Source organism: Nonomuraea sp. NPDC052634, from assembly GCF_040678535.1.
Taxonomy (GTDB): domain Bacteria; phylum Actinomycetota; class Actinomycetes; order Streptosporangiales; family Streptosporangiaceae; genus Nonomuraea; species Nonomuraea fastidiosa.
Genome location: NZ_JBFATY010000001.1, coordinates 2809392 through 2829791, shown reverse-complemented (window position 1 = coordinate 2829791; position 20400 = coordinate 2809392). Strand labels below are relative to the sequence as shown.

19 protein-coding genes are annotated in these 20400 nt (G+C 71.1%); 6 read left to right on the top strand and 13 right to left on the bottom strand.

Annotated elements, in window-relative coordinates; translation table 11 throughout:
• Positions 1–3: 3 nt before the first annotated feature.
• Together AB0K67_RS12575 and AB0K67_RS12570 are read left to right on the top strand one after the other, a co-directional pair.
• Positions 4–495 carry a nicotinamide-nucleotide amidohydrolase family protein gene (locus AB0K67_RS12575; protein WP_364057298.1) on the top strand — a complete coding sequence of 164 codons (492 nt, stop codon included), beginning with the start codon at positions 4–6 and terminating at the stop codon, positions 493–495.
• Positions 496–781: 286 nt separating this feature from the next.
• Positions 782–1138: a helix-turn-helix transcriptional regulator gene (locus tag AB0K67_RS12570; protein WP_364057295.1), complete on the top strand. Its 357-nt coding sequence runs from the start codon at positions 782–784 to the stop codon at positions 1136–1138.
• Here AB0K67_RS12570 and AB0K67_RS12565 read toward each other — a convergent pair.
• Entirely contained in the window at positions 1135–1914 is a 780-nt protein-coding gene (locus AB0K67_RS12565) for a DNA-formamidopyrimidine glycosylase family protein (protein ID WP_364057292.1), read from the bottom strand. The genes AB0K67_RS12570 and AB0K67_RS12565 overlap by 4 nt on opposite strands.
• Positions 1915–2626: 712 nt before the next feature.
• Complete coding sequence (locus tag AB0K67_RS12560) at positions 2627–3076, bottom strand: Rrf2 family transcriptional regulator (RefSeq protein WP_364057289.1); 450 nt, start codon at positions 3074–3076, stop codon at positions 2627–2629.
• Positions 3077–3259: 183 nt separating this feature from the next.
• Between AB0K67_RS12560 and AB0K67_RS12555 the strand changes: the two genes are divergently transcribed.
• The gene (locus AB0K67_RS12555; RefSeq protein WP_364057286.1) at positions 3260–4441 is read left to right on the top strand and encodes an ROK family transcriptional regulator; all 1182 of its coding nucleotides are present in this window, start codon (positions 3260–3262) and stop codon (positions 4439–4441) included.
• Positions 4442–4652: 211 nt separating this feature from the next.
• On the opposite strand, the gene AB0K67_RS12550 is transcribed toward AB0K67_RS12555, so the two are convergent.
• The 4 genes from AB0K67_RS12550 to AB0K67_RS12535 all read right to left on the bottom strand — a co-directional run bounded on the left by AB0K67_RS12550 (position 4653) and on the right by AB0K67_RS12535 (position 9366).
• Positions 4653–6119 carry a glycoside hydrolase family 3 protein gene (locus tag AB0K67_RS12550; RefSeq protein ID WP_364057283.1) on the bottom strand — a complete coding sequence of 489 codons (1467 nt, stop codon included), beginning with the start codon at positions 6117–6119 and terminating at the stop codon, positions 4653–4655.
• A 72-nt stretch (positions 6120–6191) separates the two neighbouring features.
• Positions 6192–7043, bottom strand: coding sequence for a carbohydrate ABC transporter permease (locus AB0K67_RS12545; RefSeq protein ID WP_364057280.1), 852 nt, complete (start codon positions 7041–7043; stop codon positions 6192–6194).
• Complete coding sequence (locus AB0K67_RS12540) at positions 7040–8050, bottom strand: sugar ABC transporter permease (protein WP_364057277.1); 1011 nt, start codon at positions 8048–8050, stop codon at positions 7040–7042. Before AB0K67_RS12540 ends, AB0K67_RS12545 begins: the two co-directional genes overlap by 4 nt.
• Positions 8051–8052: 2 nt before the next feature.
• Positions 8053–9366 carry an extracellular solute-binding protein gene (locus AB0K67_RS12535; RefSeq protein ID WP_364057275.1) on the bottom strand — a complete coding sequence of 438 codons (1314 nt, stop codon included), beginning with the start codon at positions 9364–9366 and terminating at the stop codon, positions 8053–8055.
• 137 nt (positions 9367–9503) lie between these two features.
• Here AB0K67_RS12535 and AB0K67_RS12530 point away from each other — a divergent pair, with 137 nt between their 5' ends.
• The 3 genes from AB0K67_RS12530 to AB0K67_RS12520 all read left to right on the top strand — a co-directional run bounded on the left by AB0K67_RS12530 (position 9504) and on the right by AB0K67_RS12520 (position 12474).
• Positions 9504–10652 carry an ROK family transcriptional regulator gene (locus AB0K67_RS12530; RefSeq protein ID WP_364057272.1) on the top strand — a complete coding sequence of 383 codons (1149 nt, stop codon included), beginning with the start codon at positions 9504–9506 and terminating at the stop codon, positions 10650–10652.
• A gap of 12 nt (positions 10653–10664) precedes the next feature.
• Positions 10665–11315: a M15 family metallopeptidase gene (locus tag AB0K67_RS12525; protein WP_364057269.1), complete on the top strand. Its 651-nt coding sequence runs from the start codon at positions 10665–10667 to the stop codon at positions 11313–11315.
• A gap of 73 nt (positions 11316–11388) precedes the next feature.
• Positions 11389–12474, top strand: a complete 1086-nt coding sequence (locus AB0K67_RS12520; protein ID WP_364057266.1) for a glutamate--cysteine ligase — start codon at positions 11389–11391, stop codon at positions 12472–12474.
• A gap of 4 nt (positions 12475–12478) precedes the next feature.
• Here the strand turns inward: AB0K67_RS12520 and AB0K67_RS12515 are convergent, their stop codons facing one another.
• Genes AB0K67_RS12515 through AB0K67_RS12485 form a run of 7 tightly spaced genes read right to left on the bottom strand, consistent with a single transcriptional unit; the run spans position 12479 to position 20373 of the window.
• The gene (locus AB0K67_RS12515; protein ID WP_364057263.1) at positions 12479–13225 is read right to left on the bottom strand and encodes a sulfite exporter TauE/SafE family protein; all 747 of its coding nucleotides are present in this window, start codon (positions 13223–13225) and stop codon (positions 12479–12481) included.
• Positions 13222–14976, bottom strand: a complete 1755-nt coding sequence (locus AB0K67_RS12510) for a gamma-glutamyltransferase family protein (RefSeq protein WP_364057567.1) — start codon at positions 14974–14976, stop codon at positions 13222–13224. The genes AB0K67_RS12515 and AB0K67_RS12510 overlap by 4 nt, the downstream gene beginning before the upstream one ends.
• Positions 14977–15029: 53 nt before the next feature.
• On the bottom strand, positions 15030–15998 hold the full coding sequence (locus AB0K67_RS12505) for an oligopeptide/dipeptide ABC transporter ATP-binding protein (protein ID WP_364057260.1): 969 nt from the start codon (positions 15996–15998) through the stop codon (positions 15030–15032).
• On the bottom strand, positions 15995–16960 hold the full coding sequence (locus AB0K67_RS12500; protein WP_364057257.1) for an ABC transporter ATP-binding protein: 966 nt from the start codon (positions 16958–16960) through the stop codon (positions 15995–15997). The genes AB0K67_RS12505 and AB0K67_RS12500 overlap by 4 nt, the downstream gene beginning before the upstream one ends.
• Positions 16957–17802: an ABC transporter permease gene (locus tag AB0K67_RS12495; protein ID WP_364057255.1), complete on the bottom strand. Its 846-nt coding sequence runs from the start codon at positions 17800–17802 to the stop codon at positions 16957–16959. The genes AB0K67_RS12500 and AB0K67_RS12495 overlap by 4 nt, the downstream gene beginning before the upstream one ends.
• Entirely contained in the window at positions 17795–18754 is a 960-nt protein-coding gene (locus AB0K67_RS12490; RefSeq protein ID WP_364057253.1) for an ABC transporter permease, read from the bottom strand. Before AB0K67_RS12490 ends, AB0K67_RS12495 begins: the two co-directional genes overlap by 8 nt.
• Positions 18754–20373, bottom strand: a complete 1620-nt coding sequence (locus AB0K67_RS12485) for an ABC transporter substrate-binding protein (RefSeq protein WP_364057251.1) — start codon at positions 20371–20373, stop codon at positions 18754–18756. The genes AB0K67_RS12490 and AB0K67_RS12485 overlap by 1 nt, the downstream gene beginning before the upstream one ends.
• Positions 20374–20400: the final 27 nt, after the last annotated feature.

Below are 20400 nucleotides of genomic sequence, written 5' to 3'. Positions count from 1 at the left end.
ACGATGGCGGATGCGGCCGAGATGCTCGACCTGCTGGTCGGCGCCGGCGCGACGATGGCGGTCGCCGAGTCGCTGACCGGTGGGCTCATCGGGGCGACGATCACCTCGGTGCCGGGGGCGTCGAAGGCGTTCCGCGGCGGGGTGCTCTCCTACGCCACCGACCTCAAGCACGAGCTGCTGGGCGTGCCCGCGGAGCTGCTGCGGCGTGAGGGCGCGGTGCACCCCGAGGTCGCCGGCGCCATGGCGGCCGGGGTGGCACGGCTGTGCGGGGCGACGTACGGGCTGGCCGTGACCGGGGTGGCCGGGCCGGAGCCGCAGGACGGCAAGCCCGTGGGCACCGTCTACGTCGCGGTCGCGGGGCCCGGCGGCCGGAAATGGACGCGGGAACTGAGACTGGAGGGGTCGCGCGAACGTATCAGGGTAGAGACGGTGGACGAGGCAGTCGATCTCCTGTCAGGTGTGGTGAAGGCGAACATAGGGGAACATTCCGGGTGATTACCGTGTTACGTCCCGAGCGAACATGCGATGTGCGGTCTGACGCGGTGTCGGTGGATACGGGTACGGTGGAGCTGTGAGTGAGGTCCGTGAGCCAACTGCAAGCACCGAGCGCCCGGCAGGCGGGCCTGATGAGTCGCGCAACGAGCCACGAGCGGCGGTTCAGGGCCGGCGACGCCCCATGATGACGGCGAGGAGTATGTACGAAGCTAAGAAGACCGATGTGCGGCACGATCCGATCGCGCGGGGCGTGGTGAAGTCATCCGCGCCGGGGAGGGAGCGACAGATGATTCTGCTGCGTCAGCTGCTCGGCGACGTGCTGAGGCGGTTGCGGGTCCGGCAGGGACGCACGCTACGCGAGGTGTCCACGCTGGCCCGGGTTTCGCTCGGCTACCTCTCCGAGGTGGAGCGCGGCCAGAAGGAAGCCTCGTCCGAGCTGCTCGCGTCCATTTGCGGCGCGCTCGGCGTGCCCCTTTCGCAGGTGCTGCGTGAGGTCTCCGACCAGTTCGCGCTGGCGGAGCTGCAGGCTGCCCCTGTGCTGGCCGACGTGCCCGAGCACGAGCGCCTGGCCCTTTCCGAGTCGGTTCCGGGGTCGATATCCGACTCCGTGTTCCCCGAGGTCAAGGACATGGTGGCTGCCTAGCGAGGCTGGCAGCTCGCACACCACAGGATCAGCCGTTCCTGTGGCTGCGCCCCCATCTCCCCACGGCTGATGCGGGTGCCGCATCGGCGACATGGCCTGCCGGCTCTGCCGTAGACCCAGGTCGCGTTCGCTGGGCGGCGATCCCCTGTGGTCACCGTGCCCGCATGCCCCTTGTTCGCTTCCAGCAGCCGCTGGGCGAGTGACACGACCCCTTCGAGATCCTCGATCTCCCCGACCTTCTTCCACGGCCAGATCCCGCGCAGGAAAAGGGTCTCGGCGCGATAGATCGTGCCGATCCCGGCCAGGTTGCGCTGATCGAGCAGCGCCTCCCCGATGGTCCTGCCGGGCTCCGCTCGCAACCTCCGCACGGCCTCGTCCATGTCCCAGTCAGGGCCGAGCAGATCCGGCCCCAGATGGCCTACGAGCCGCCCCTCGTCGGCCGTCCTGACGAGATCGACCATCCCCAGCTTCAGGCCGACCGCCTGCCACCGCTCGTTGGCCAGGATCAGCCGCACCTGGTCGCCGGGCCTGGTGGGGCGGCCAGCCGGCATGACCCGCCAGCTGCCGTCCATGCGCAGGTGCGTGTGCACCGTCAGGTCGCCCTCGACCCGGGTGAGCAGGTGCTTGCCGCGCGACAGCGTGGTGATGACCGCGCGTCCCGACAGGTCGGCGGTGGCGTACCGGGGGACGCGGAAGTCCGAACGGACCAGCACACGGCCGTCGAGCGCGCCCCTCAGGCGCGCGGCCGTGCGGTAGACGGCGTCTCCTTCGGGCACGCCCCCAGTCTAGGAATCGCCCGCGCCTGCGTGCGCCGCCGGGTACTCTCCGTGACGATTCCGGTGGATCATCGCTTTCCGTGATCGTGCTCGTCGTAATGACGCTCTGGACTTCGCCTTGACGAAGGGCTTGAGCGGGGCATGCCGGAGATCACGGATTCACCTGCGGGGGATCCGACCGAGGTCACGGGCCACCGCTTGACCGGGCGGCCGGCGCCAGACGTGTTCCTGGGGCGCTCGGAGAGCGAGGCACCGGCTTGACGGCAGTTCCTGGGGCGCTCGGAGAACGGTGAGGCACCGGCTTAACGGCCGGGACCATCGCCGCGCTCGTCGCGGTGCACCAGGCCGGGCCGGCGTGCGTAGGAGCCGCCAGGACGCCGCTTCTCGTGGGCGGCGACCATGAGGAGCCGCGCCGCTCGAGGCGGTCTTCGCCACCACGTTCCCGGGACGGTCGCGGGAGATCTGCTTCTGGGACGAGCGGACCGGCGCCAGGAAGGGCGAGGCCCGGCGGCCGGACGGCGCCGCCTTCCACGGCCGGCTGGACGAGCGCCACCCGATGGCCACCGTACGCGAGGGCGGCCGGGCCCGCATCGTCGTGACGGACGCCACGGGAAAGCCCGTCAGAACGCTTCTGAGCGCCTCCAGGGACGAGCTGGACGGGGTCGCCCTATGGCTTCTTCAGGAAGTGACGCCGGGCGCGGGAGAGCGGCGCTCAGTCCCACGCGGCGGGGTCGGCGGCGAGCTGGCGGACGCGCTCGGGCAGGGCACCCGTGGCCACGTGTTCGAGCGTGACCTCCTCGAGGATGGCACGCTCGGTCGCCCGCAGCGCGATCCACACCTGCTGCAGGGACTCGGCGGGCCCGCGGTAGCCGACGTGCTCGGGACGCTCGCCGCGCACGTTGGCCAGCGGGCCGTCCACGGCGCGGATGACGTCGGCCAGCGAGATCTCGCCCGCCGGACGCGCCAGCACGTAGCCGCCCTCGGGGCCGCGCTGGCCGCGGACGAGCCCGGCGCGGCGCATCTGCAGCAGGATGTTCTCAAGGTATTTGGGCGGCATGTCCTGCTCCTTGGCGAGCTCGCCCACAGTGGTCGGGCCTGCACCGGCGGCGGCCAGTTCGGCGGCGGCACGGAGGGCGTAGTCGACACGAGCGGAAAGGCGCATGTTCTCGATTATCCCTCCTGGTCAAGACTGGTTAGGCGCAAGGACGTCAGATCGGGCGGGAATCCGTGATCCGCGGCCATACCAGGCCACGCGTCACCTGCGGCGGCGGGCGGGGTGTCGAGCGCTAAACTTCCAACAACCTTTCCGATAACAGCCCTTCGAGTTGCGACGGCGGGATTCAGCGTGGAGCGACGCCCTGGTGTGCCCAGACTGCTCAGGGAGATCAACGACCGGGCCGCTCTGGAGCTGCTGCTGGAGACCGGGCCCATGACACGCGGCCAGATCGGCGATCTGACCGGGCTGTCCAAGGTGACGGCCTCGCAGACGCTGGCGCGGCTGGAGGAACGCGGGCTGGTCGAGGTGGTCGGCACGCAGGCGGGCGGCAGGGGGCCCAACGCGGCGCTCTACTCCGTGATCCCCTCCAGCGCGTACGTCGCCGGCCTCGAAGTGGGCCCCGAGCTGATCTCCGCGGCGGTCGCCGACATCCACGGCCGCACCGTCTCCGAGGTCACCGTCGAGCCGGGCGCCGACGACGACCCGGTCTCCGTGGTGCACGACGCCATCGTCAAGGCGTGCCGAGGGGCCAAGCTCAGCCTGTCGAAGCTGCGCGGCGTGGTGATCGGCACGCCGGGCGTGGTCGATCCGCGCAGCGGCGACGTGCGCTTCTCGTTCGACCTGCCCGGCTGGCACGAGGGCATCCACGAGGCGCTGGCGGGCGCCCTGCGGCGCAAGGTGACGATCGAGAACGACGTCAACCTCGCCGCCATCGCCGAGCGCCACGACGGCGCGGCCAAAGGGCTCGACGACTTCGTGCTGCTGTGGGCGAGCCGGGGGCTGGGCCTTGCCATCATGCTCGGCGGGCGGCTGCATCGCGGGCGTTCGGGCAGCGCGGGCGAGATCGGCTACCTGCCGGTGCCCGGCGTGCCGCTGCCCGAGGACATCCGCACCGAGCCTGGGCGGCTGCCCTCGCTGGCGGGCGGCCTGCAGTCGCTGGTCAGCGCGGAGGCGGTGACCGAGCTGGCGCGCGGCTACGGGTTCGCGGCGGGCAGCGCCACCGAGTGCGTCAAGGTCGCGGTGGAGGCGGGTGCCGAGGGTGAGCCGCTGCTCGACGAGATCGCCCACCGGCTGGCCCTGGGCGTCGCCGCGGTGTGCGTGATCCTCGACCCCGGGCTCGTGGTGCTGGCCGGCGAGGTCGGGCACGCCGGAGGCGAGGCGCTGACGTCCCGCGTGGAGGAGGCGGTGGCCCGCATCTGCCCGGTGCGGCCCCAGGTGGTGACCACCACGGTCACCGACGACAACCCGGTGCGGCGCGGCGCGGTCCTGGCCGCGCTCGAAGAGGCCCGCGAAGAGCTCCTGGCCGACTGAAGCCACTGAGCCGCCGAGCCGCTGAGCCGCCGAGCCGCCGAGCCGCTGAGCCGCTGAGCCGCCGAGCCACGCCGCCTCCGCGCAGCCCGCCTCACGGTCGTCAGGCGCGCTCTGACGCCTTTCTGCGGGCCTGCTGAGGCCTGGAGGGCTCCGCCTTCCTGGAACCCCTGCTTGAGGCCGTCCCGCCATCCGCCGGGACGGCCTCAAGCGGTCAGGCGGTGAGCAGCTCGACGGCGGCCTGGGCGTTGGCGCGCGCGGCCCCGTACGTGGCGATGTAGGCGGCGCTGTCCGGCCGCCACACCGGCAGCCCCATCTCGATGACGATCGAGTCGGGCCGGGCGGTCACCAGCGCGCAGACCAGCTCGCGGCTGTCCTCGTGGCGGTGCGCGTCCTTGACCACGATGATGAGCGACCGGTCGGCGGCCTTGGCGAGCAGGGCGGGCGCGTCCGCGGCGGCGGGCTTGACGCGGATGACCTCCGCGTCCGGCAGCCACGGCCCCACGCCCCACGGCACGTCGCCGACGGCGATCGTGGGCGGCGTGTCCACCTCGATCACCAGGGGCTCGACGAGCGGCTCGGCCCGGCCGGTCAGCCGCACGGCGCGGCGGGCCGCGTGCAGGCCGACGACGTCCTGCTCGGCCCTGTTCCGCTCGGCCCTGTTCTCGGCTCGGGCCGCCTCTTCCGAGCCGAACCAGGAGCGCAGGGCGGCGACCCGGGCGGCGGCCTCCTCAAGCCGCTCCGCCGGCAGCCGCCCATCGCCCACGGCGGCGACGATCTCGGCGATGATGGCCTGCACGTCGTCGTACGTGGGCAGCGGCCCCAGGCACAGCAGGTCGGACCCGGCCGCGATGCTGAGCACCGCGCCCCCGGCCAGGCCCACGCTGCGGGTGATGGCGTGCATGTCGAGCGCGTCGGTGACGACCACGCCGTCGTAGCCGAGCTCGCCCCGCAGGAGCTCGGTCAGGGCCGCCGGGGACAGCGTGGCGGGCGTGTCGCCGGTCAGCACCGGCACCGCGACGTGCGCGGTCATCACCGACTTGGCCCCCGCCTCGATGGCCGCGCGGAACGGCGCCAGCTCGCGCTCGCGCAGCACGTCCATGCCGACGTCCACGACGGGAACGGCCAGGTGCGAGTCGACCCGGGTGGCGCCGTGGCCGGGGAAGTGCTTGACGCAGGCGGCCACGCCTACGGACTGCAGGCCCTCGACGGCGGCGACCGTGTGCCGGGAGACCAGCCCCGGCTCGGGGCCGAACGAACGGGTGCCGATGACCGGGTTGTCGGCCTCGCTGTTGACGTCGGCGCTCGGCGCCATGTCGAGGTTGATGCCGCAGGCGGCCAGCTCGGAGCCGATGGCGCGGTAGACGCGCCGGGTCAGCTCCACGTCGTCCACGACTCCCAGGGCGGCGTTGCCGGGGTAGGGGCTGCCGACGTGGTACGCAAGGCGCGTCACGTCGCCGCCCTCCTCGTCCAGCGAGATGACGGGCTCGCCGGCGGACCGCAGAGCGGTGGTGAGGCCGAGCACCTGGCCGGGATCGGCCACGTTGAACCCGAAGAGCGTCACGCCGCCCAGGCCCTGCTCAAGCTCGCGCAGCACCCACGGGGGCGCCGTGGTGCCCTGGAAGGCGACGAGCAGCGTGCCGGCCGCGAGGCGGCGCAGCCCCCGATCACTCTGACTCATGGCTCCTCATCAGTTGGCGGTTGGGTAGATGGGCACGGCGAAGGGCCGTGCCGGACCCCGTACGGTGTCGTGTCAGCCCTTGACGGCCCCGGCGACCAGCCCGGAGACCATGCGGCGCTGCACGAACAGGAAGAAGATGACGACCGGCAGCGTCATGAGGGTCGAGCCGGCCATGATGGCGCCCCAGTCGACGCCCTTCTGCCCGAAGTAGTACTGCAGGGCGACCGGCATCGTGTATCCCTCGGACCCCGACATCAGGTAGAGGGCGAAGACCAGGTCGTTCCACGCGGTGATGAACGAGAAGATGCTGGTGGCCACCAGGCCGGGCGCGACCAGCGGGAAGACCACCCGCCAGAACGCCGTCATGCGTCCGGCGCCGTCGATCCAGGCCGCCTCCTCCAGCGACTTGGGCACGGCGGCGACGAACGTGCGCAGCATCCACACGCCGAACGGCAGCGTCAGCGCGACCTGGGTGACGATGAGGCCGAGGAGCTGATCGCCGAGCCCGACCCGCTTGACCATCATGTACAGCGGGATGAGCAGGCCCTCGGCGGGCAGCATCTGCACGACCAGCAGCGTCACCAGGAACAGGCCGCGGCCCTTGAAGCGGAAGCGGGCGATCGCGGTGGCCGACAGCAGCGCGAAGACCGAGCCGATGAGCACGGTGCCGAGCGCCACGATCGCGCTGTTGCGCATGTAGAGCCAGATGGAGTTGTTCGCGACGCCCTCGGTCAGCACCCGCTCGAAGTGCTCGAAGGTGAAGTGCGTCGGGAACGGGATGAACTCCGTCGTGAAGATCTGGTCGTTCTCCTTGAAGCCGGTGGAGACCATCCAGTAGACGGGGAAGACCGCATACAGGAAGACCAGGACGCCTGCCGTGTTCAGCAGGACCTTGCCGAGCCTCTTGCGGGCGAGGGGGGTCACATCTCCTCCTGCTTCACGATCTGCCTGACGTACACGACGGTGACGATGAGCAGGATGATCGTCAGCACCACCGAGATGGCCGCGCCGGTGCCCAGCTTCTGCGGAGGACGGAACGCCTCGGCGACCGCGTACATGGACAGGTTGAAGCCGTCACGGTTGGTCGGCCCGTTCATCAGCACGTAGAGCTGGCTGAAGACCTTGAAGTCCCAGATGATCGACAGGACTGTCAGGACCGCGAAGACCGGCCTGAGCATCGGCAGCGTGATCTTCCTGAACGTGTGCCACGGGCCCGAGCCGTCCACCTTGGCGGCCTCGTACAGCTCGTGGGGGATGCCCTTGAGTCCGGCCAGCACCGAGACGGCGATGAACGGGAAGCCGGCCCACACCACGCAGACCACGAGCGCGATGTAGAGGGGGACGGTGTCGTTGAGCCAGGGGGTGCCGGTCCAGCTCGGCTGGCCGTCCGGTGGCGCGGCGAGCCAGTCGGGCAGCAGGTTCAGCGCCCAGTTGACGATGCCGGACTCGGCGTCGAACAGCGAGCGCCAGACGACGCCCTGCGCGACGGGCGGCACCGCCCAGGCGAACATGCAGCCGATGACCACGAACAGCGACATCTTCTTGCCGAGCCGGTGCAGCAGCACGCCGACCGCCGTGCCGACGACGAGCGTCATGCTGACCGCGACGGCCGCGAAGACGACGGTGTTGCGCAGAGCCGACCAGAAGATGTCGTTGCTCAGGATCTTCTCGAAGTTCTCCAGCCCCACCCACTCGGCGGGCCTGCTGCCCCTGATCTGCGCCAGGCCGACCTTCTGGAAGGCCATGATGCCGAGCTGGACCATCGGGTAGAGCAGCAGCCCCGCGATGACCAGCAGGCCGGGGACGAGCAGGAGGTACGGGATGCTCCAGACGGGCAGTCCTGCGGCGCGCGGAGCCCGGTCGCTCTTCTTCCGGCGGCCCGGGGCGGGGGAGGACTCCGTGCCCCGGGCGACCGCCGTCGTGTCGGCCATCGTTACTGGTTCAGGATCTCTTCGAGTTCCTTGTTGGCGTCGGCCAGGGCCGTGGCGGCGTCCTTCTTGCCCTCGATGACGTCGCGCGCCGCGTTCTGCAGCACGGCCTTGGTGGCGTCGGCCTCCGACCAGTTGGGGTCGGCCGGGAACGCCCTGGCGTTGGCGAAGGCCTGGGCGAAGGCGCCCTGCGCGGGGTCCTCCTTCATCTGGGCCAGGGTGTCGGGGTAGACCGGGAGCAGGCCGCCCTCCTTGGCGTAGCGGTCGGCCCAGGTCTTGCTGGTGGCCAGCTTGACGTATTCCTTGGCCAGCTCGGCCTGCTGGGTGCCGCCCCACACCGCGAGGTCGTTGCCGCCGAAGAACGACGGGGCCGGGCCGCCCTTCTTGGACGGCAGCGGGAAGAAGCCGAGCTTGTCGCCCTTCAGCTTGCCCTTGGAGTCCTCCTCGATACCGGGCAGGTCCCAGGCGGCGGTGAGGTACATCGCGACCTTGTCGTTGGCGAAGCGCTTGCGGATGTCCACCGTGTTCAGCGTCAGGTTGGCCTTGCTGGACAGGCCGTCGGTGACGAGGCCGGTGTAGGTGGCGAAGCCCGCGGCGAAGCCGGGCTCGGTGAGCTTGCCGACCCACTTGTCGCCCTCCTTGACGGCGTACTCGCCGCCCTCGGACCAGGCGAACGCGGCCAGCAGGTGGTTGGCGTCGGAGCCGCCGTTGAAGGCGAAGCCGTCCACGCCCTCGCCCTTCTCCTTCTGGATCTTCTTGGCGGCGGCGACGAGCTCGTCCCAGGTCTTCGGGATCTCGATCTTGAGCTCGTCGAACCAGTCCTTGCGGTAGAGCACCGCGCGGGCGCCGGCGCCCCACGGGATGGCGTAGATCTCGCCGTCCACCGTCTCGTAGCCGTAGAGGTTCTGCGGGATCTGGGCCCTGTCGCCCTCGCGGGCGATGTCGGTGACCGGCTCAAGGGCGTCCTGGCTCTGCCACATGGGGACCTGGTCGTTGCCGATCTCGGTCACGTCCGGGCCGGTGCCGGTGGCGGCGGCGGCGAACTTGTCGGCCACCTGCGGCCAGGGGATCCACTCGAGCTTGACGTCCGCGCCGGTCTTAGCCTTGAACTCGGCGTTCAGCTCCTCCATGTACTTCGCCGCCGCGGGGTTGCTGTCGCCGAGGCGCCACACGCTCAACGTCTTGCCCGCGAAGGCGGGGCCCGAGGCGGCGGCGCTGGGTGAGGACGTGGTGGGCTCCTCACTTCCGCCACAGGCGGCCAGGCCCAAAGCCAGCGCGGCCGAGGTGGCCGCCGCGGCTGTGATCTTCGCGATCCTCACAGGGTTCTCCCTTCCCGGGTGCTGGCCAACGGTCCGCACCAGGCTGATCGTCATATGCCGAACGATGGTGCTAAACTAACAAGAAACTTTCTTAAAAGAAACGCTTGTTAGCCGATCGTGACGGAGAGAGGGCGCCGATGGGCCGAGACCCGGGAACACCCCGGTTGCTGCGCCGGCTGAACGACCGCGCGGCACTCGAACTGCTCCTCGGAGAAGGCCCGCTCACCCGTGCCGAGCTCGGCGAGCGGACCGGCCTGTCCAAGGTAACCGCAGGTCAGCTCCTGGCCCGACTGGAAGAGCGGGGGCTGGTCGAGGTGGCGGGTGAGCGGGCGGGCGGCAGGGGACCGCACGCCGCGCTGTACGCCGTCGTCCCGTCCAGCGCGTACGTCGCCGGTCTCGAAGTGCTGCCCGACAGCCTCAGGGTCGGTGTGGCGGACATCACAGGACGCACGGTGATCGAGATCACCCTCGACCCCGCCGACGGGGGCGACCCGGTCAAGGCCGTGCACGCCGCCGTGCGCCGGGCCTGCGACGCGGCCGAGATCGACCTGTCGCGGCTGCGTTCCTTCGTCATCGGCAGCAGGGGCGTGGTCGATCCGGCCACCGGGGACGTGCGCTGGTCGTACGACCTGCCCTCCTGGCACGTCGGCGTGCTGGCCAGCCTGCGCGAGACGCTCGGCGCGTCCGTCACCATCGAAAACGACGTCAACCTCGTCGCGCTCGCCGAGCACCGTTACGGCGCCGCCGTCGGCCACGACGACTTCGTGGTCATCTGGGCCGGCGTCGGCCAGGGCATGGGCGTCATGCTCGGCGGCCGCCTGCACCGGGGCAGCACCGGCGGGGCCGGCGAGATCGGCTGGCTGCCGGTCCCCGGAGAGCCGCTGCCGACCGACGTGTCCGAGCCGCAGTCCGGCTCCTACCAGCGGCTGGTGGGCCACGCCGCGCTACGCGGCCTGGCCGAGGAGCACGGCGTGACCGGCAAAACCGTGCCCGACCTGCTGCGCAACGGAAACGACCCCTTCCTCGACGCGGTCGCGTCCAGGATCGCCGTCGGCGCGGCGGCCGTCAGCGTGGTGCTCGACCCCGGGCTCATCGTGCTCAGCGGCGATGTCGGCAGGGCGGGCGGCGAAAGGCTGGCCGGGAAGGTGCAGGAGGCGGTGGCGCGGCTGTGCCCCACCCCGCCGGCCGTCGTCACCACGCGGGTGGCCGGGAACCCGGTGCTGCGCGGGGCTCTCGTGGCGGCGTTGGAGCAGGCCCGGGAGCAGGTGTTCTCCGACACTGTGTGAGAATCACTGCACATGTGGCAGTCCCCGAACGATGTCGTGCTCATCTCCGACTCCCGCGTGACCTCGATTCCGGTCAAGGAGAGCGGCGAACCCCTGGTCGACGTACGCGGCAGGCTCCGCGTCGACGACCGCCTGGCCGACGACCAGGGCGCCTACGCCCACCTGCGGGCCGGGGTGCTGCAGCGGCTCGAACACGCCGAGAGCCTGCTGCCCGCCGGCTACCACCTGCTCATCGTCGAGGGCTACCGGCCCGTCGCCACCCAGCGCAAGATCTTCGACGACTACCGCGCCACGCTCACCGGCCTGACGCCCGAGGAGTCGTACGTCGCCGCCAGCCGCTACGTCTCCCCGGTCGAGGTCGCCCCGCACACCGCGGGCGCCGCCGTCGACCTCACGCTGTGCTCGCCCGACGGCACCGAGTACGACATGGGCACCCAGGTCAACGACAACCCCGAGCAGAGCGAGGGCGCCTGCTACACCGCCGCGCCCAACATCTCCGACGACGCCCGCGCCCACCGCAAGCTGCTCGGCGCCGCCCTCGAGGCCGCCGGCCTGGTCAACTACCCCACCGAGTGGTGGCACTGGTCGTACGGCGACCGTTACTGGGCGATGACCACCAAGGCCGCCCACGCGCTCTACGGCCCCGTCGAGTTCACGCCCTGACAACCCTGGTTTTCCGGTGGGTGAGGTGGGGGCACACTCCTACGGAGATGTGGACTCCCAGCGAGGTGTGGGCATGATTCCGCTTATCGGGATCGAAGAGGAGTACCTCGTCGTCGATCCCCGCACCCGCCACGTCGCTCCCCGGGCGGCCGAGGTCTTAGCCGCCGCAACGGACGTGCTCGACGTGGTGCAAGAGATCACCCGATTCCAGGTGGAGGCGCGCACGCCGCCGTCCGCCGACCTGAACGAGCTCGGCTGGCGGCTGCGCTCCGCGCGCAAGGAAGTGGCGGGCGCGGCCCGCTCATGCGGCCTCGCGGTCGTCGCCAGCGGCATCCCGGTCCTGGGCAACGTGATGCCACCGCCGCTCACCGACGACGACCGCTACCTTCAGGGCCGCGTCCTTTACCGGGGACTGCAGGACGAGCTCAGCATCTGCGCCCTGCACGTACACGTCGACGTGCCCGATCCCGAGCACGCCGTCTACGTCGGCAACCACCTGCGGCCATGGCTGCCGACGCTCATCGCACTGGCCGCCAACTCGCCGTTCTTCGTGGGCCGCGACACCGGCTACGCATCCTGGCGAGTGATCAGCTGGGGGCGCTGGCCGGTCTCGGGAGCGCCCCCGTACTTCCCCTCCTACGGGGCGTACGAAGGCGCACTCGAGGCCCTGGCGAGGTCGGGGGCGCTGCTCGACGCCAAGACGGTCTACTGGGACTCCCGGCCGTCGCCCCGGCTGCCGACCGTGGAGATCAGGGTGGCCGACGTACCGCTCGACGTGACCGACAGCCTCACCCTGATCGGGCTCATCCGGGCGCTCGTGGTCACCGCGCTCGGCGCGGTCAGACGGGGCGACCGGGGGCTGCCGGTGCCGGGCGAGGTGCTGCGCGCCGCGTACTGGCGGGCGGCACGCTACGGGCTGCAGGGCGAGATCCTCGACGTGCGCGACGGCACGCTCGTGCCGGCCGCGGTGATGGCCGGGCGGCTCATCGAGCACGTACGCGCGGCGCTGGCCGAGGCCGGTGACCTGAAGTTCGTCCAGGAGGGCCTCGACCGGCTGCTGCGGACGGGGTCGGGGGCGATGCGGCAGCGCAGGGCGTACGAGCGGGGCAACGATCTGCAGGAAGTGGTGGACGACCTGATCGAGGCCACCGTCGCCTGACCCGTCAGCGCACCGCCAGGGCGATGGCCACGCCCAATCCGAACACGACGACCACGCCGCGCAGCACCGCCGGCGGCATGAGTCTGGCCACGCGGGTGCCGAGGAAGCCGCCCGCGAGGCTGGCCGGCGCGATCACCGCGACCGCCAGCCAGCGTACGGGGCCGAACAGCGAGAACGCGATCACCGAGACCGAGCTGATCACCAGCGACAGCATGGCGCGCACCGCGTTGACCCGGTGCAGGTTGTCGTGCAGGAACATGCCGAGCACGGTCAGCAGCACCACGCCCATGCCGCCGTTGAAGTAGGCGCCGTACAGGCCGCCGACGAACACTCCCGCGTAGACCAGGCGGCTGGTCCTGCCGCCCTCCTCACCGCCGAGATGCTTGCGCAGCCACGGCTGGGCGAGCAGCCCGAGGCTGGCGAAGCCCACCAGCCAGGGCACCAGCGACTCGAACAGCCGGCCCGGCGTGAGCAGCAGCAGCGCGCTGCCGCCGCACGCCCCCAGCACCGCCGTGACCGACAGGACGGCGGCGCGCCGGCGCTGGCCGCGCAGCTCGGCGCGGTAGCCGAGCACGCCGCCCAGATACCCGGGCCAGAGCGCGACCGAGTTGGTCACGGTCGCGGTCAGGCCCGGATAGCCCAGCGCGAGCAGCGCCGGGAAGGACACGAGCGTGCCGCCGCCGGCCAGCGCGTTGACCACGCCGGCCAGCAGGCCCGCCCCTGCCAGGAAGAGCAGGTCGTGAAGCGTCATCGGCCGACGGCGTAGCCCTGTGCGCCACGCGGGTTGGCGGCGGCCTTGAGCAGGTCGCCGTCACGGGCCACGGCACTGAGCCGGCCGAGCGACCACGGGCCCTGCGTCTCGACCTCGTGGCCGCGCCGCCGCAGCTCCGCGATGACGGCCGCATCCAGCCGGTCCTCGACGTGCATCACGCCGGGGCGGGAGCCGCGCGGGAAGAACGAGCTGGGGAAGTGCTCGCTGTGGAACATGGGGGCGTCGATGGCCTCCTGGAGGTTCAGTTTGCCGTGCACGACCGCCAGGAAGAAGTTGAGGCTCCACTGGTCCTGCTGGTCGCCGCCGGGGGTGCCGAACGCCAGCCACGGCTTGCCGTCCCTGAGCGCGAAGGACGGCGACAGCGTCGTACGGGGCCGCGCGCCGGGCCGCAGCGCGGTCGCCACGCCCTCCTGCAGCCAGAACATCTGCGCCCGCGTGCCGAGGCAGAAGCCGAGCTGCGGGATCGTGGGGGAGCTCTGCAGCCAGCCGCCGCTGGGCGTGGCCGAGACCATGTTGCCCCACCGGTCCACCACGTCCACGTGACAGGTGTCGCCCTTGACCGTGCCGTCACGCGCGACCGTCGGCTCGCCCACGCCCTGCGGCCTGCGGGAGCCGGACACGCCGGGCGCGCTGCTGAACGTGCCGGGGTCGGGGAAGACCGGCAGCTTCGGCGTGCGCCCGCCGGGGGAGCCGGGCCGCAGCTCCGTGCTGGCCTGCGCGCCGATCAGCGCCCGCCGCTCGGCGTTGTAGGCGGGGCTCAGCAGGTCGGCCATCGGCACGTCGGTGTCGCCGTACCACGCCTCGCGGTCGGCGAAGGCGAGCTTGGCGGCCTCGATCACGGTGTGCACGTAGTCGGCGCCGAGGAAGTCCATCCCGTCGAGTCCGGCGCCCTCAAGCAGGGCGAGCTGCTGCAGGAACACCGGGCCCTGGCCCCACGGGCCCGTCTTGGCGACGGTGTAGCCGTGGTAGTCGAAGGTCAGCGGCTCCTCCACCGACGCCCGCCAGCCCGCGAGGTCGTCGCCGGTCAGCAGGCCGCCGTGCACCTCGCCCGAGCTGTCGCGCCAGGCCGTCTTGGCGCTGAACTCGGCGATCGCCTCTGCGACGAAGCCCTCGTACCAGGCCTTCCTGGCCGCCTCCAGGCGGCCTTCGCGGGTGCTCGCCGCCGCCTCGGCCTCCGCGATCAGCTTGCGGTACGTGGCCGCGAGCACCGGGTTGGCCAGCTTCGTGCCCGGCGCGGGAACCTTCCCGCCGGGCAGCCAGGTGGCCGCCGAGGTGTGCCAGTCCTCCCTGAACAGGCTCTCGACCGACGAGATCGTGGCCGAGATCCGCTCCAGCACCGGGACGCCGTTCTCGGCGTAGTGGATCGCCGGGGCCAGCACGTCCGCCAGCTCCCACGTGCCCCAGCGCTCCAGCATCAGCATCCAGCCGCCGAACGCGCCGGGCACCGTGGCGGCGAGCAGCCCGGTGCCGGGCACGACGTCCAGGCCCAGCTCGGCGAAGCGCTCGATGGTGGCCGCGGCGGGCGCCACACCCTGCCCGCACACGACCGACACCTTCTGCTCCTCCTCGCTCCACAGCAGGATCGGCACCTCGCCGCCGGGGCCGTTCAGATGCGGCTCGGCGACCTGCAGCACGAACCCGGCGGCCACCGCCGCGTCGAAGGCGTTGCCGCCGCGCTCCAGCACGCTCATGCCGGTGGCGGAGGCCAGCCAGTGCGTGCTGGCGACCATGCCGAAGTCGCCCGACAGCTCGGGCCTGGTGGTGAACAAGTACTTTCTCCTTCTTATCGGGGGGCGGCGGCGTCGGGGACGCGATCCGCCGTTACCAGGTGGCAGGCGGCGGGGTGACCGCTGCCACGTGGGTCGTTCAAGAGGGGTTCGGTGGTGCGGCACTCGTCGTACGCCAGCGGGCAGCGCGTGTGGAAGCGGCAGCCGGCCGGCGGATCGACCGGGCTCGGCACGTCGCCGCCCAGCACGATCCTGCGCCGCTGCCGCTGCTTGACCGGGTCGGCCACCGGCGCCGCCGACAGCAGGGCCTGCGTGTACGGATGCCGCGGCTGTTCGAAGATCTCCTTCGTCGGGCCCGACTCGACGATCTTGCCGAGGTACATGACGGCGATCCGGTCGGCCAGGAACTCCACCACCGACAGGTCATGGGTGATGAACAGGCACGAGAACTTCATGTCCCGCTGCAGGTCGGTGATGAGGTTGAGCACCGACGCCTGCACCGACACATCCAGCGCCGAGACCGGCTCGTCGGCCACGACCAGCTTCGGCTCCAGCACGAGCGCCCTGGCCAGGCCCACCCGCTGCCGCTGACCGCCGGACAGCTCGTGCGGGTAGCGCCTGCGCATCTCCTGCCGCAGGCCGACCTTCTCCAGCATGGCGGCCACCCGCGCCGCCACCTCGCGCCGGTCGCCCACCTTGTGCCGCAGCAGCGGCTCGGCGACGATCTGCTCGATCGTGAAGCGCGGGTTGAGCGAGGAGAACGGGTCCTGGAAGACCATGTGGACGTCCCTGCGCAGCGGCCGCATGGCGCGCCGCGACAGGTGGGTGATGTCCTTGCCGGCCAGCTCGATCGTCCCCGAGGTGGGCTCGGTGAGCCGCAGCACGCACTTGCCGACCGTGGACTTGCCGCTGCCCGACTCGCCGACCAGGCCGAGCACCTCGCCCTCGCCGATCTCCAGCGACAGGCCGTCCACGGCGCGTACGGGGCCGTAGTGCTTGACCAGGTTGTCGATGCGCAGGATCACCGGTCACCTCCCGGGTAATAGCAGGCCGCCAGGTGGCCCTCTCCCTGGCGGGTCAGCGGCGGCCTGGACAGCCGGCAGTCCTCCTGGACGCGCGGGCAGCGGTCGTGGAAGGCGCACTGGTCGGGGTCCGACAGCGGCGAGGGCACCATGCCGGGGATCTCCGCCAGCCGGCCGTTGACCGCCGCCGACGGCAGGGCCTTCATCAGGCCCAGCGTGTACGGGTGCCGCGGATTGGCGAACAGCTCGGTCACCGGGGCCTGCTCGACGGCGCGGCCCGCGTACATGACGATCGCCCTGTCGGCGATGTCGGCCACCACGCCCAGGTCGTGCGTGATGAGGATGATCGCGGTGCCGAGCCGGTCGCGCAGGTCGCGGAAGACGTCGAGCACGCCCGCCTGGATCGTCACGTCGAGCGCCGTGGTGGGCTCGTCGGCGATCAGCACGCGCGGCGAGCAGGCCACCGCGATCGCGATCATCACGCGCTGCCGCATGCCGCCGGAGAGCTGGTGCGGGTACTCCTTCATGCGCCGCTGGGGCGCCGGGATGCCGACCAGTTCCAGCAGCTCGACCGCGCGCGCGGCGGCGGCCTGCCGCGACAGCTTCTCGTGCCGCCGCAGCACCTCGGTGATCTGGTAGCCGACGGTGAACGACGGGTTGAGCGAGGTCATCGGCTCCTGGAAGACGACCGAGACCGTCTTGCCGCGCACCCGGCGCATCTCCGGCTCGGGCAGCGTGGTCAGCTCGCGGCCGTCCAGCTTGATCGAGCCCTTCAGCCGGGTCGTGTCCGGCGGCAGCAGCCGGGGGATCGACATCGCGGTGACCGACTTGCCGCAGCCGGACTCGCCGCACAGCGCCAGGATCTCGCCCTCGTCCAGGGTGAGCGAGATGTCCCTGACCGCCTGGACGAGCCCGTCCTCGGTGGCGAAGTGCACGCTCAGGTCGCTGATCTCCAGCAGGCTCATCGGGCGCTCCTCGGGTCCAGTACGTCACGCAGCCCGTCGCCCAGCAGGTTGAAGCCGAGCGTGGCCAGGGCGATCATCAGGCCGGGCCAGATGGCCAGCCAGGGCGCGTCGCTCAGATACTGCTGCGCGGTCGTCAGCATCACGCCCCACGACGGGGTGGGCGGCTGCACGCCCAGGCCGAGGAACGACAGCGTCGCCTCGCCGATGATCGCGGCCGGGATCGCCACCGTGGCCTGCACGATGAGCGGGCTGAGGCAGTTCGGCAGCACGTAACGGAAGATGATGTGACCGTCTCCGGCGCCGTCGGCGACGGCCGCGGCCACGTAGTCCATCTCCCTGACCGCCAGCACCTCGCCCCGGGTGATCCGGATGACGGCGGGGAGCTGGGAGAAGCCGAGCGCCAGCACCACGCCCTTGAGCGACGGGCCGATGATGGCGGCCAGGCCCACCGCGAACACCAGGAACGGGAAGGCCAGCGTCACGTCCACCAGCCGCATCACGATCGGGTCCAGCCAGCGCCGGTAGAAGCCGGCCACCAGCCCGATCGGGATGCCGACCACCATCGCGAGCAGCGTGGACAGCACGCCCGCCTGCAGCGAGACCTGCGCGCCGTGCGCGATCCTGGCGAACGCGTCGCGGCCCAGGTCGTCGGTGCCCATGAGGTGCTCAGGCGACGGCGGGGCCAGCGTGGCCATGTAGTCCTGCGCGGCCGGGTCGCCGGTCACCAGCGGCCCGATCAGCGCCAGCAGCACGAACGCGACCACCAGCACGAGACCGGCCATCGGCATCGGCCTGCGGCGGAAGCGCCGCCACAGCCGCCTGCGGCGCATCACCTCAGTCATGTCCGCCTCCCGACAGCCGGATCCGCGGGTTGAGGAAGGCGTAGGCGATGTCCACCAGGAGGTTGACCAGCACGTAGCCGACGACCGTGACCAGAACGACCGCCTGGATGACGGGGTAGTTCCTGGTCAGCACCGCGTCCACGGTCAGCTTGCCGAAACCCGGGATGACGAAGATCTGCTCGGTCACCACGGCGCCGCTGATGAGCGCGCCGAGCTGCAGGCCGAGCACGGTCACCACGGTCGTCAGGCTGTTGCGCAGCGCGTGCGCGCCGACGACCTTGGCCTCCGGCAGGCCCTTGGACCGCGCGGTCCTGACGTAGTCGGCCGACAGCGCGCCCAGCATGGCCGAGCGGGTCTGCCGCATCAGGATCGCCGCGAAGCCCGTGCCGAGCACGAGGGCGGGCAGGATCATGCGCTGCAGGTTCTGCACGGGGTCCTCGGTGAAGGGCACGTACCCGGAGGCGGGCAGCACCCGCCAGGTCACCGCGAACAGCAGGATGCCGAGCAGACCGAGCCAGAAGTGCGGCACCGACAACCCGGCCAGGCCGAAGGCCGTGGCCAGGTAGTCGGCGAGCTTGCCGCGCCGTACGGCCGCCACGATGCCCGCACCCACGCCGATCACGATCGCGACCAGCATGGCCAGCACCGACAGCTCCAGCGTGACCGGCAGCCGCTCCAGAAGGATGTCGGCCACCGGCAGCTGGTCCTGCGTCGAACGCCCGAAGTTGCCGCTCAGCGTCTGGCCCAGGTAGTCGAGGTACTGCGCGGGCAGCGGCTTGTCCAGGCCGAACTCGTGCCGGATCGCCTCGATCGCCTCGGGCGACGCCTCCTGGCCCGCCATGACGGTGGCCGGGTCACCGGGCAGCGCCCGTACCCCCAGGAAGATCAGCACGCTCGACACGAACAGCACGATCACGGCAGAACCGCATCGACGGAGGATGAACCACAGCATCAGGCGGCGAACCCGGCGGTGCGGAAGCGCGGCAGGCCGTCCTTGAAGTACTCCACGCCCGCGACGCTCTTGTGCATGCCCAGGTAGTACAGGTTGTGGTACAGGTACACCACGCCCCGCAGCTCGGCGGCCTTCTTCATGGCGGCGCCGTAGAGCTCGGCCCGCTTGGCCGGGTCGGTCTCGGCGGCCGCCTGCTTGATCGGCTCGTCGATGCCCGGGTCGGACATGCCGGCGTAGTTGTTGCTGCCCTGCGTGGTGATCAGGTTCGTCAGGTTGCCGTCCGGGTCCACCCGGCCCGACCAGCCGCTCAGCAGCACGTCGAACTTGCCGGCCTTGCCCTGCTCCAGCACGCTGACGAACTCGGCCGTCTGCACCTTGACGTCGAAGCCGGCCTCCTTGGTCATCGACTGGATGACCTGCGCGAGGCGCTGGTTCACGGCGTCGTTCGGGGTGGCCATGGTGACCGGGATCGGCGTCGGCACGCCGGACGCCTGCACGAGCTGCTTGGCCTTGGCGATGTCACGCTTGGGGCAGGCGGGCAGGTCCTTCGGCCGGTACGGGCTGTCGATCGGCACCGGGTAGCAGTCCACCTCGTGCAGCCCGTTGTAGACGGTCTTGTTGATCGCGTCCCGGTCGAGGGCCAGCTCGAACGCCTCGCGCAGCTGCGGGTGCTTGCCCAGCGGCGTGTCCACCGGGCCCGGCTTCGCGGTCGAGCCCTTGACGTTGCCGATGTTGATCTGGAAGCCGTAGTAGCCCAGGCCGCCGCCGGAGACGACGGTCAGGTTGGGGTCGTCCTGCACGCCCTTGACCGTGTTGGTGGCGAGCTGGTCGGCCACCTGCACGTCGCCGGACTTGAGGTTCGCGGCGCGCACGTTGGGGTCGACGATGATTTTGTATACGAGCTTGTCCAGCTTGACCTTGTCGGCGTCGTAGTAGTCGGCCGACTTCTCCAGCACGATCTGGCTGCCCGAGGTCCTGCTGACGAACTTGAACGGGCCCACGCACACCGGGTTCGCGCCGAAGTTGTCGCCCTCGGAGTCGAGCGCCTTCGGCGACATGATCATGCCGGCGCGGTCGGCGAGCTGCGCGGTCAGCGGCGTGAACGCCTGCGTCAGCGTGAGCTTGATCGTGGCCGGATCGACCACCGTCACCTTCGACACCGCGGCCAGGTCGGCCTGCCGCGCGGACTTCTCCCACGTGCGGTGGCGGTCAAGCGACTTCTTGACGGCGTCGGCGTCGAACGGCGTGCCGTCGTTGAATTTCACGCCTTCACGCAGCTTGATCGTCACTTCCTTGCCGTCGTCCGACAGCTCGGGCGGTGCCGCGGCGAGCTGCGGGACGATCGCGGACGAGGCGTCGATGTCGTAGAGCTTCTCGCACATGCTGGTGAAGACCTCGCGGCCCACCAGCGTGGTCGAGATGCTCGGGTCCAGCGCGTCGGGGTCGGCGTTCAGCGCGATGTTGAGTGTGCCGCCGTCCTTGACCGGCCGGTCGTCGGCCGAGGCGCTGGCTATGGAACTAGGTGCCGCGGGGGTGCTGCTCGTCCCGCTTCCACCACAGGCCGTCAGGGCAAGGGGGAGTGTGACGAGCGCCGCGACGACCTTGGGTGACGGTCGCATGGGGCCTCCGGTTGAACGTTTAGGAGA

Bases quoted from the DNA above. Each gene is read 5' to 3' on its own strand.
- AB0K67_RS12575 (WP_364057298.1), top strand. From the start codon at position 4: ATGGCGGATGCGGCCGAGATGCTCGACCTGCTGGTCGGCGCCGGCGCG.
- AB0K67_RS12570 (WP_364057295.1), top strand. From the start codon at position 782: ATGATTCTGCTGCGTCAGCTGCTCGGCGACGTGCTGAGGCGGTTGCGG.
- AB0K67_RS12560 (WP_364057289.1), bottom strand. From the start codon at position 3,076: ATGCGCCTTTCCGCTCGTGTCGACTACGCCCTCCGTGCCGCCGCCGAA.
- AB0K67_RS12550 (WP_364057283.1), bottom strand. From the start codon at position 6,119: ATGAGTCAGAGTGATCGGGGGCTGCGCCGCCTCGCGGCCGGCACGCTG.
- AB0K67_RS12540 (WP_364057277.1), bottom strand. From the start codon at position 8,050: ATGGCCGACACGACGGCGGTCGCCCGGGGCACGGAGTCCTCCCCCGCC.
- AB0K67_RS12530 (WP_364057272.1), top strand. From the start codon at position 9,504: ATGGGCCGAGACCCGGGAACACCCCGGTTGCTGCGCCGGCTGAACGAC.
- AB0K67_RS12525 (WP_364057269.1), top strand. From the start codon at position 10,665: ATGTGGCAGTCCCCGAACGATGTCGTGCTCATCTCCGACTCCCGCGTG.
- AB0K67_RS12520 (WP_364057266.1), top strand. From the start codon at position 11,389: ATGATTCCGCTTATCGGGATCGAAGAGGAGTACCTCGTCGTCGATCCC.
- AB0K67_RS12515 (WP_364057263.1), bottom strand. From the start codon at position 13,225: ATGACGCTTCACGACCTGCTCTTCCTGGCAGGGGCGGGCCTGCTGGCC.
- AB0K67_RS12510 (WP_364057567.1), bottom strand. From the start codon at position 14,976: ATGGTCGCCAGCACGCACTGGCTGGCCTCCGCCACCGGCATGAGCGTG.
- AB0K67_RS12500 (WP_364057257.1), bottom strand. From the start codon at position 16,960: ATGAGCCTGCTGGAGATCAGCGACCTGAGCGTGCACTTCGCCACCGAG.
- AB0K67_RS12495 (WP_364057255.1), bottom strand. From the start codon at position 17,802: ATGACTGAGGTGATGCGCCGCAGGCGGCTGTGGCGGCGCTTCCGCCGC.
- AB0K67_RS12490 (WP_364057253.1), bottom strand. From the start codon at position 18,754: ATGCTGTGGTTCATCCTCCGTCGATGCGGTTCTGCCGTGATCGTGCTG.
- AB0K67_RS12485 (WP_364057251.1), bottom strand. From the start codon at position 20,373: ATGCGACCGTCACCCAAGGTCGTCGCGGCGCTCGTCACACTCCCCCTT.